The organism is Flavobacterium sp. KMS (assembly GCF_000813005.1).
Classification (GTDB): Bacteria; Bacteroidota; Bacteroidia; order Flavobacteriales; family Flavobacteriaceae; genus Flavobacterium.
In genome coordinates this window covers 1-13,041 of record NZ_JSYP01000042.1, presented here as the reverse complement: position 1 = coordinate 13,041, position 13,041 = coordinate 1, and the positions used below count along the sequence as shown (strand labels likewise).

Here is a 13,041-nt window from a genome sequence, read left to right as displayed (position 1 = left end):
GAAATAAGTCAGTTAACCAATCTTTCTTCTGCTTTTAATTTATCATATAATCTATTAGAAGGACCTATTCCTAATCTGGACAAAATTGGATTGTCAGCAAATTTTGGTTTACATGGTAATAAATTTAGGTTTATCGACTTAATGTCCCAGTATCCTATTCTTAATAACAGAACAAAGTTTTCTTATAATACTCAAAAATTAGTAGACCTTCCTAAAACAATCAATGGTACTATTGGAACGAGTATTACAATGACAATGTATGAGGATAATAGGTATTTACCTGAAGAAAATTTTCAATGGTTTAAAAATGGAAAAGTAATCCCAGGGGCTACTTCTAGACAATATACCATATCAAATATAACATCGCCTGATGCAGGAACTTATTATTGTGAAGCAAGACATCCAATTCTTTCAAATTATAAAAATATTGTAGATTATTTAGTTTTAAAGAGAGCTACAATAACTTTGACTACGGGAGCATGTACAACTACTTTGGGAACTATAAAATCAGATTCTGAAAAATTTTATACCGAGGCAGAAAGTATCTTTTCGTTTGAGACTAAAGCTACGAACCTAGCTTATTATGATTGGACAATAAAAAGTGACGATGGGAAAATAGTAGTAAAAAAAGAGTCAGAAACAACAGATTTTTACTTCTACAAATTTACTAAGGATGGTGATTATACTATTACATTGCTTGTAACAGATGCTAAAGGATGTATAAGTACATTTATAAAGAGAATATCTGTTATTGATAAAAATTGTGTTAAAGAGGCCTTCAATTTTGTATTCGAAACAACATCTACCAATCTAAATTATACATGGAGCAGTACAAACAGTTCGGGGATTATTGTACATACTCTAACAAATACAACTGGGTTATATACATTTAAACCTGAATTAGAGGGTGAATATGAAATAAAATTAATAGTAGATGGTGTAGAAAATTGCCAGACTTTATTTTCTGAAAAGATTATTGTAGAGAGTTGTCTTCCATTTGTTTCTTGTGCTAAAACCAATTCACATGCACCAGAAATACAACGTCTGTTTATTTCATTAATCAACAAATTGGTAAGTACCCCAAATGGTACTGATGTAAATACCTATGCACGAAAAGAAATAATGGCTTTATCTCCATATGTAATAGATTCTAAAGAGAAGATTTACAATTTTAGTAATACTAGTAGTGACATAAACTTTTCGTTTTCGGAAAGTTCTATAGGAAATGATGTAGAATTACCTAAATCTCTTTCAGGTTCTATTACAAATATCGACCTGAGCAAATATAAAGATGCCCTTGCAAAAAACATTGTCACTGTAAACTATAATAATGGTACAAACAATCCGAATGGATATGTTCGGAATATTAATTTTTGTGTATCGGAATTATCATGCGTATCCCATATTGCGATTGTAGTAGATGAATCGGGATCCATTGATCAAAAAGCAGCTAATAAAATTAAGAAGCAATTAAAATCATTTGTTCTGCAACAAGCTCTAACAAACGATGATATTGGATCCAATATTTATGTTTCATTAACAGGAATGTCGGATAGTGATGAAAATACAAGAACGGATTTTATAAAACCAACGAAATTAACCAATACTCCAGCAAGTTTAAACCAATTTAATACATGGATAGATGCTTTTGGAAAAAGAAATGGAAAAACAGGAATTAGTGCTTCCTCCGATTATTGGAAAAGTGGTTTAGAAGGGGCTTTAAGTTATTCTATCAAGCCAAACTTGGTAATCATGATAACCGATGGCTGCCAGACAGCCGATGTTAAAGGGTTAAAAGAAACTATGAAAAAATTTAATAATGCTCCTGGAAGCAATCCAAACTCACCACATTTATATGTTGTAGGGATTGAAAATGGATTTTATGTTGATGAGACTTTTTATACAAATAAATTTTCATCACCTACAGGAGATCCTAATAACAACAATCTTGTAAATACAGTAACAACCCATCTTACCAAATCGTTAAAATATTTATTAGAGCTTCCAGATACACAATTTCCAAAATCGGATATCAATCAATTTGATAAAGGAACTTATTATGGACATGATGATTTTAGTTTGTTAGGATCTGATGAAACCTATTTTTCAGACAAACTTGCCGACAATAAAATAGTTTGTGGTACTGCTTCGGTAAAATATTTTTGTGATGATTGTCTTTCATTTAAACCCGAACCTAATAAAGAATATATATTGAGTGCTTGGGTAAAAGAAGAGTTATTTACTCAAGTTAAAACCTATGACAATCCAATAATCAAAATTATTTTTTATAACAGGAAAGAAGCTTTGGATATACCAGCACATCGAATAGATTCCTTATCGGTAAAAGCTTCTGGAAATATTATTGATGGTTGGCAACGTATTGTACAAAAATTCAAGATTCCCGAAAAAACGATTACAATTGGTATTCAGCTAGAGAATAATAGCCCTAGTATACCTGTATATTTTGATGATATTAGAATTCATCCGCTACAAGGCAGTGTAAAATCATTTGTATATGATCCAGAAACATTCAAACTAATGGCAGAGTTGGACGAAAACAATTACAGTACTTTTTATGAGTATGATAATGAAGGAGGTTTGGTTCGTGTTAAGAAAGAAACTGAAAAAGGAGTAAAAACAATTCAAGAAACGCGCTCTGGTAGCTTCATAAATGCAAATCCTTAAAAATATGTTTTATAAAAAAATAATATATGTATGGGCCATATTTAATTGCTGTGTGGTCTATACTCAGAGTGTAAGTGACGTTTTTCAAAAATTAGGAAAACAATATAGTATCGCTAAGCCTTTACAATACAGATCAAGTTATGCATTATATAAAGATTTTGATTCTAAAAAAATTGAAGAAAGTTATAATGGTACTTTTTATAAAAATGAACTTAATGAGGTTTATATGAAAATTGGAGATAGCGAAATTCTGAATTCAAAAAAAGTATTTCTTAAAATTAATCATTCGGAAAAAGCGATTCAAATTTTAAATCCTGTGGCTAATTATTTAGGAGATTTTGATATGAAACCATTACTTGATTTGTGTAAGATTGAAAAATTTCTTGATTATAAAACTTATTGGGAAATAACTTTGATTACAAAACCTTATTCCAGCCTTCCATATTCAAAAATTGTGGTGCAGATTACGAAGCATTATTTTTTACAAAAACAAATCTTTTATTACAATACTGCAATCAACTTTTCTAAAGATTATCGAAATCCAGATTCTCATTATCCAAGATTAGAAGTTACCAATACTAATTATAGCAGAAATCCAGTTAGTGCTTCTTTTTTTAATAGCAATACATATTTTACGATATCGGATAAAAAACAGATTGTTTTGTCTGAGCGTTTAAAAAAATATGAAATTCTTGATTAAAGAAGTATTTCCAATAAATAAAATAAAAGATAGATATTATGTATATCAACAAGTATTTAATAGCATTTGTATTTACACTGTTTTCATTGTTTGCATTCAGCCAGCAAGAAGAGTCTTTAGGAGATAAAAAACAAGGTACTCAATTAAATGGGCAACCTACATTACGCGTTGTAGATTCTAAATTTGCCGATTTGAGCAAACAAAATGTTTTTACCTCTATAAATCCAGTGGTATCAATTTATTTTGGGTTTAATGATAAACTATCCGATTTAGCTTATAGCAGTGTGTATTATAGTGAGATTACATTAAGGATAATACCATTTGATGATGCAGGAAATATATTGACTTCATATAAGGATAATAAAAATGTACAAAAAACATATCCCAATCCCTTTTTGGTAACTCTAAAGATAAAACATGACAATGTAACCAAAGGGGCTCGATTGGATGATTATGCCGTGTATCAATTGCCAGGGATCCATAAGGCCGATGTAAAAGTAGAGTCTATAAAGTATTATGATTCTAATAATGTGGTTACAACGGTATCAAATTCTTCTGCTTATTTAGAATTAAAATTTAATACAGATCGTTATTATAATATGCAGTTGAGTGCGACGCAATTTACATCGGTACTCCCAATCACTCGTAAATTTGTAAAATATTACGGAACAAAGGAGGTAGAAGTTTATAAAGCCAGCGATGGTGCCGAAGAATTGGTCATTAACTGGGTTGAAGATAAGAATGCACCTGCTGTAGAATATGAAGTTGAATGGACTTGGATTGATAATTATAAAAAAGAAGGTGGAAAATTAGCTACAAATGAAATTGCTTTAACTGAGCAAGACTTTAAATTAAATAGCACAAGAATTGAAACAAAGAATACTAGTTATAGAATTCCCCTAGTATATTCTAAAGGGTATTTGGTTTACAGAATACGACCTATAGGAAGATTTCTAGATGACACCTCTAAAAACTTTTATGGTACATGGTCTTCTGGACTTACAGGCTCATTTATGCTTATAAGTGACTGGCCTCATATAATTGAAATAGATCAGGCTCATGAATTAGGAAAGAAAAACTGGCAATATCAATCTTCTTTTGCCGAAGAAGGAAAGAAAAAAGAAGTAGTAAGCTATTTTGATGGGAGTCTTCGTAACAGACAAACAGTAACCAAAATAAATTCTGATAATAAAACTATTGTAGGTGAGGTAATTTATGACAATCAGGGTAGGGCTGCTATCGAGGTTTTACCAGCTCCAATTGAAGCTTCTGGAATTCATTTTTATGATCGTCTAACTCTAAATTCAAAAAATATACTTTATACACATAATGATTTTGACTGGGATAATCCAACCGTTTTGGATTGTGCTCCTGTATCAGTTTCTAGTATGTCAAATGTAGCAGGTGCAAGTAAATATTATTCCGAAAATAATTTGCAATGGGGTAATTATCAGGATTTTGTTCCCGATGCTAAAGGTTATCCTTTTTCTCAAATAGAATATACTCCGGATAATACTGGAAGAATAAAAAGAAAAGGTGGTGTAGGATTAGATCATCAAATAGGTAAGGGGCATGAAATGCAATACTTTTATGGACAACCAAAGCAAGAGGAACTAAACAGACTATTTGGGTATAAAGTAGGAGATTTTTCGCATTATAAAAAGAATACTGTTATAGATCCTAATGGGCAAATCAGCGTAAGTTATATAGATCCTCAAGGAAGAACAATTGCGACTGCTCTCGTTGGGGATAATAATGGAAATCTTTTATCTCTTAATGATGAAACAGATTCGACTTTACATTTAACGACTACTACCAATTTATTATCAAATAACGACAAATACGCTTCTGGAAGCAGTGGTATCTATGAAGATGGTATGAGATTAAATACACCTGTTTCGGTTATAAAGGAAGGGGAAATAAAAATTGAATACACCTTAAATAAAACAGTAAGTTCATATACAGATGATTGTTTGAATGGGAAACAATATCCATTTGTTTACGATTGGTCAATAGGTATGAAAAATGATTGTGCCGATGAATTACTTATTGGGACAGATCTGTTATCTTCAAAAATTGGAGTATCTAATCTCAACTCTTTTAGTACATCTCCCTTAAAAATAAAAAAAGAATATAAGGGACAATTTCAAGGTAAGTTTTTAAAAGTAGGTACTTATCCTTTAAGTAAAGATATTCATGTAAATCAAGATGTATTAAATGAATATGCTGATGATTACATTGCTGAATTAATAAAAAACAAAAAATGTTTACCAGATTTAGTATCCTTAGAAGCAGACGTTACTATTGAAGATTGTAATGTGACTTGTAAAAGCTGTGAGCAATCATTGGTATGTGAGAACCTTACCATAGCAGAATGCGAAGCGTTTAATTTAAAGTTTTCACCAGATGAGGCTGCTTTGGGGAATATTGCTGCCAGAGAGACTTATATTATTTCGGCTGAAACACAATATGTTATTAAAAACTTGAATAACTTTTTTGAAACGACTGCATTTACCTATAATGGGGCACAATTTATTAATCCGAATATTAATCAAAAAGTAATACTTCCTAAAGTTGCAGATTTTAAATATGAATTTAGAGGACTACTTATGGGATGTCGAGAATTATGTAGACAACCTATTAATGTTTGTAATCTTAATTTAGAGATGTTGTTAAATGATGTTAGCCCGAATGGGCAATATGGATCAATCGAAGGGATAGAAACTTATAATGATGATTCTATTTTGACTAAAACAACAGATCCTCTAAGCCTTTTTAATGATAACAATCAATTATTGTACGGTGGTTATAGTACAGTTATGGAGACTAATTCTGAAACTAATAAACTTGAAGAAATAAAAATTTCCCATAATAACTGGAGAAATCCTTTTGGAGGATCTTACAAAGACGAAAATGGGACACCATCGACAATAAGAGTAGAATTAGTGGGGGAGGGAACTTATAAACCAAGTTTAGTAAATGATGCTGTTATAAATCCTAAAGATCAAGATCCGAATAATGATTCAAATGTATTTTTGGTACAACCAAAGTATTTGCAGTATGTGTCTGATTTTGTCGCATTATGGCAACCAAGTTGGGCAGAAGCACTGTTGCCTTATCATCCAGAATATCAGTATTATGTATATAATAGTGCACTATGCAACAAGTTTAATGGAGATGGGAATAATTCGGATGGATTTGATGAGAGATTGGCAAACGTAGATTATTTTGATTCAGAGACTAAAGTAGTTGTTGATAATACAATATTTGCATCAAATGGAATAATCTCAAAATTATTAAATATTGATGCCCAAACAGATGATAGCGATCCATTTTATAATTCTAAAAGTAGTGTAGAATCTGATACAGACTATAAGCTTCGTAAAGATTTAATGAAAGAAGCTATGAATCAAAACTTTGATGGTTTGGTACTCCAGAATTCAAAAAGACTAAACATGTTAAAGGCAGCATATTATTTTGCTGTTTACTCTAATGGTCTCGCTCCTCAGGCTGCCTACGAAGAATTTATAGACAAATCAAACAGTATGTTGTTAAGTCATATTAATAACATGAGTGATGTTAATGTAAAGCAAAAAATATGGATTAATTTCAGAACCTATTACACTGCATTTAAACAAAAAACACGCACTGTTTTTTCTCATATTTATGCGAGTAAAAATAATAATTATAATGATTGTATAGGCAATACCGAGAGTTCGGATACATTTACTTCGATATTTAAAAAATACATAGTCGCTACCCCAAATAACTTTGAAAGACTTACAACTTTAATAAATACCATTCCTCAAACACCTCAAGTACCCGATACAACTCCTGCGAGTACTGGGGTGGAGTTGGCATGTTCGGATGTAACTGTCGCCTTATATCAAAATAAAGAAAAAAGATTTATCCCTGCTGATTTTAGTTATGATGCATCGCTTAGTGACGAACAAATTCTTGCCGAAGTAAAGAAAGCTACAGAGGTTGGGATGTATGTTGAAACAGGTAAGTGCCCAAGAGCAAACGATTTGGAAAATTTCTTAAAAGGGTTACTAGATCCGACTATCCAGAGTCAGGGACTATTGGTTAATGGTTTAAGTACCTCGAGTATGCCGTATTTAACCAAAGAATTGTTTGATGCACAAATAAATGCAAGTTTCAATTTAGAAACAGCTACCCAAACTCCAAAAATAAAAGCTACCCAAGACGCTTCGGGTAATCTTAATATTGGCTTTACTTATATGAATAATGATATTGCAACTCCTATTCAATTAAGATTTACAAATAGTAAAAACGATTATAAAAACCCTTGTGGTATAGTGGTAAATCCTCCAAAATGGGAAGATATCATTGAGTTTAAAAGTATTTACGCACTGCCAGGATATAATATTACCGATAAAACATACACATTTCAAATTTTAGCTGTTGTAAAAAGAAAAAACAGTACTACAAATTGCATGTCCCCAGAAGAAATAATCATCGAAGGGACAACAAGAGCTGATATAAATGGTTGTAATGATCTAGCGGTTGCACCATGTGATAAAAAAGAAAAATTTAATGATGCTTTTAGAAGTCTGGTATTCGATTTACAATCTAGTAAAAGTATTACTAGCAACGAATTAAACATAACTACAAATCCTGTTTTTACAAGTGGTTATTTGTATGCCTATTTTGGAATTAAACAAGGAGATGTTGTAAAGTGGAAAAATAATACCAATGGTATTACCATTACTGTTAATGATAACAATCGTATGGTAATAGATTTATCAGGTTATACATTAGGAAGAGATCGTATTAGCAATATTTCTATAGGCGATTTACAAGATAACCGCTATAACAAATTAAGAATATCAACTAAATGGGGTTTTGTTAAAGTACAAATATCAGGAAAAGTTACTTCTGGAAATTTAAATAACCCGCTTTATTTTAGCTGTTGCTCTTCTTGTGGAGAGTGGGACCATAATGGCGATGGTTCTGGAGATCTTTGTGATGAAAAAGTTAATATATGCGAAGGGTATTCTGATGAGGCATCTAATTATGTAGAAAATTTAAAAGAGGGTCTTAACGAAATAATAGCAAATAAAATCTTTACACCCCAATACTCTTTTAATAACCCTAAAGCCACTAAAATGGCTGATTTTATAAATAAATCAAAACTAATAGAACTTTTTCAGGCAGCTAAAGACTACTACTCTCCTTCGGATTTTACAGAAGGTTATAAAACACCCATCCAACTTTCAACTTTTTCTGTGGAAATGAGAGATGATGTAAATATTATGGATATTAAATTTTTCAATAGTAAATATGAATGTGAAGCTTCTATTTTATTAGGAGGTATTATAAAACCATCTTCTATTAAGAGAATTAACTCTATAAATATTATTGATGATCAGTCAGTTAATATTATTTATACAAATATCGACAATGAAATTATAGAAGTTAAGGATGTGTCTTTCGGAAATAGTATTGAGCTAGGGCCACGAAATATAACATACATGGACTTTTGCCAGTTACTAAGCAATCATGGTGCAATTCCCTTACCTCCTAAAACAAATCTATGTTCTCATAATCCTGGAGGAGAGACTGAATTTGAAGAAAATTTAAAAGAGGCTTTTAATGCAATAATTGCAACTAATGTATATAACAAATCACAAAGTGTGGCAAGTAGTAGCACTATGAGTAATTTTGTTGCCAAATCAGATTTAGTTAAACATTATCAAGCCCTTCGAGATTTTTATGTATCAACACATCCAGAGATAATGGCAGAGGTTGTTGAGATAACATCGTTTACAGTAAGTGTTTATGCGAACAATGCCGGAGTTGTAATTAATTTCCAAAATAGTGCAGCTAAAGATGTAGCTTCTTTAAGTATACGTCTTCCTGATTACTCCTTAATTAGTAAAATAAATTTCATAGATATTATAGATAAGAATTATGCAACTATAGTTTATACAAAAAAGGATAAGCAACTAGTTACGGTTAATGATATCTCAATTACAAATGCTGCTATGGTAACAAAATCTTTGGGTACAGGCTCATCCTCTTTCTGTACTTTTATAAATGAAGAGTACCCTAGATCCAATAACTTTCTAAAAAGTGGTACCAACATTAACTCTACCCTTATAGAATATCCTATTGATGAAGATGGTTTATTAGTAATTAATTCTAACGAATTAGTCTCAGGTAGACTCTTGAAATCTACGTTAAAATCAAGTTCTTTTTCTTTACAATCTGAAACTACTAATTGTAACACTTTTTGTATTCCCCCTACGGTGGCCCCGATTATTTGTGGCAATAAATGGAACGAGTTTAAAACAGGTTTAAATACCACGGTTCGTGATTATAATATTCCTGAAAATTTAATTAAAGATGCAAGCTATTTTTGTGAAGCCAATTTCGGCTATATCAGTACCGATTATATAGCATATTTAACCAAATTGCAAATAGCAACAGTCCAGAATCCGCTTTTTATAACTATTGAAGAATTTGGAGCAACCAAATTAAAATATGGTAATCCAGTTACTCCTGCTGCTATTAATAGTTATGCAAGTTACGTATCTGGACAAAAAAATAATAAAACGGAGGAATTATCGACTTGGTCACAATATGCAGATAAATATGTTGCAAATAATAAAATATGTGCACCAGTAATCATAGTGCCAACATTTAGTTTAGAGATTCCAGTTGTACCTGGTTCAAGTACAGAAACCCCATGTGAGTTATATGGAAATACAGTAAAAGCATCTAGTAAACAAGAAATAGAAGCTACTTTTTATGCCAATAAAAAAGAAGAATTTAAACAACGCTATCTCAAAGCTTCTCTTGAAGGACTAACGGAAACGTTAACACAAAGTTCTCAAGACAAAGAATATCAATATACCTTATATTATTATGATCAGGCTGGGAATTTAATTCAGACTGTCCCACCCGAAGGAGTAAAAAGGCTAGCACCAAGCTCGGATGTGACTATAAAAACGGTAAGAGAAACGATTCCCGAAAAAGACGATTTGGTTTTGGTGAATGGTATATCTGTGGCTCCAAGTCTTACGATGCAAACACAATACCGTTACAATTCATTAAACCAATTAGTATGGCAAAAAACTCCCGATGGAGGAGTAACCCGATTTGCATACGATGCACTAGGAAGAATTGTAGCTTCTCAAAACGAAAACCAGAGAAAAGCCAAACCACTTTTTAGTTATACTCGCTATGATGGCTTAGGACGAATAACCGAAGCAGGACAGTTTGAAGTTAAAACAGGTATTGCATTAACAATTAATGATAATGGAAGACTCGTTTTTACGACTAATAATGCCCTAGTACCTGTTGATGGAGTTATGGATAAGTATCCTTATAATCAAGGTGTAACATTTGACCAAGTTACCAAAACGATTTATGACGTTCCGGTAGCAGATACCAAAGAATGGTTTACGAATTATGGAGCCGATAATTGCCATAAGAGAGTAACAGCTGTACTTTATTATGATCAATTAACAACCGAAGTAACCGATATGAAAGCATACGATAAATACAGTAACGCTATATTATACGATTATGATGTACATGGAAATGTAAAAGAGTTAATACATCATACCAATAATAACCTTGAGTTAAACAAAATCAAACAAGATCGTAAGAAAGTAGTGTATGATTATGATTTGATTAGTGGTAACGTAAACAAGGTAACCTATCAGCCCGATAGTAGTAAAGATCAATTTATACATCGTTATGAATATGATGCGGATAATAGAATTCAGCAGGTGTATACCAGTAAGGATAATATTATTTGGGAGAAAGAAGCCAATTACCTTTATTATGAGCATGGCCCATTGGGACGTGTAGAAATTGGTGATAAAAAAGTACAAGGACTAGATTATATCTATACGCTACAAGGTTGGTTAAAAGGAGTGAATTCCGAAAGAATTGGGCCGCTATATGATGTAGGTAGAGATGGAATAGATATAAATGTTGCTCAGGATGCTTTTGGTTTTGCTCTAAATTATTATACGGGAGATTACCAGTCGCGATTTAATAGAAAAGATAATCTTATTTTTAGTTTTAGTAAAGAAGGAAAACTAGAACAAGATCTAAACTTATACAATGGTAATATTAAAGAAATGGTTACCTCATTGTTAGATAACCAGCAAAAAACAATTGCAACACAGTTTAATTATTACAAATACGATCAGTTAAACAGGATTAAAGAGATGACTTCACAATCTATTTCTTATAATCAAAATTTAAGTAGCAATAGCCCTATTAGCGGGTATCATTCTAACTACAGTTATGACCGTAACGGAAACTTAGACAAACTGAATCGTTGGGCACCACTATCTACAGGAGTTATTACTCTTATGGACCAGCTTACTTATAATTATACAGCAGGCACTAATAAATTAAGTCATGTAAATGATGCTGTTCCTAATGGTGTATTTACAAATGATTCCAAAAATCCTAATGATACCTCGCTTGATATTGATAATCAAACTGCCGATAATTATGGATATGATGATATTGGACAGTTAATTACTGATAAACAAGAAGGACTAAAAATCGATTGGCGTGTAGATGGAAAAGTAAAATCGGTTGCGAAAGACAATGGTACAGTTATAAGTTTTGAGTATGATGGTCTAGGCAATCGAACTGCCAAAATAGTTACCAATGGAGCCAATGTTACCACTACTTATTACCAGCGCGATGCACAAGGCAATGTACTGAGTACTTATGAACTGGTAAAGCAAGGAACAACAACAAAGTATTATCTTGTAGAACAGGATATTTATGGTAGCAGCCGTTTAGGTGTAGAAAGAGGAAGAAAAGAAATCACCGCCGATGTAGTACAAAGCATACTTAAATCTGGAGCTAGACTCTCGGCTAACCTTAATGTTGCTTCTCCAGAAGTTAAGGATATTAATGTTGATCAATATGGCTTAAATTTTAATACCCCAACAACTAAAGCTACTTGGGATGAAAAACCTGAAAACAATATTAATTTATTTAAAAATGGAACTCCAAGAACGGAGTCTATAACATTAGCCACTCACTTAAAAATAGCTACTACCAATGTAGGCACTAATCTTTTAGTAGCCTTACATGGTACTCACAAAGAGGGAGATTCTTGGCCAGACAATAACTCGTATTCCTATTTAAGTTCGGTTTTAGTATCCGTTACAAAAACGGCTACAGGATATATACCAAAAGTTTCGCTTATAAAATATATGAGGGAGCATCAAAATTATAGAAATAAATCAGGTAATGGCCGTCTTCGTTACAATAATTACGAATACATGGCAGATTATGAAATTATTGCTACAGCTATTCCAGAGGATGAATGGGATTTAAAAGTAGTGATAAATCAAAATTCAAGTTCAGATGTTTACGATGTAAGTATTACTATAAACGGAAACGTATATGAAACTAAGCCTACGTTAAGTATGGGAGCTAACGGAAGAAAAGATGATCAAGATTATGCAATGAGAAGTGGAGAAAAGGATTTGCTTGAAATTAGATCGCCCAAAAATTCTATAGGTGCTACAGCAATTACTCATCGTCCAACCCAAACCAAAACTTATAATGGATTACTAGCTGAAGTCTGTGATTTTAGTTATAGGGTAGATAATGGTCAGGAACTTGAGGATATTGAAACGAATTATTTT

General features: G+C 32.0%; 3 protein-coding genes. All 3 read left to right on the top strand.

What is annotated here, in order from left to right:
• The coding region (locus tag OA93_RS23650) for an immunoglobulin domain-containing protein (protein ID WP_039116730.1) at positions 1-2,685 on the top strand (2,685 nt) is incomplete at its 5' end.
• A gap of 4 nt (positions 2,686-2,689) precedes the next feature.
• Complete coding sequence (locus OA93_RS23645; protein ID WP_131474528.1) at positions 2,690-3,385, top strand: hypothetical protein; 696 nt, start codon at positions 2,690-2,692, stop codon at positions 3,383-3,385.
• Positions 3,386-3,423: 38 nt separating this feature from the next.
• Positions 3,424-13,041, top strand: a 9,618-nt coding sequence (locus OA93_RS23640; RefSeq protein WP_131474527.1) for a DUF6443 domain-containing protein, incomplete at its 3' end; no start/stop codon positions are given.

Bases quoted from the DNA above. Each gene is read 5' to 3' on its own strand.
- OA93_RS23645 (WP_131474528.1), top strand. From the start codon at position 2,690: ATGTTTTATAAAAAAATAATATATGTATGGGCCATATTTAATTGCTGT.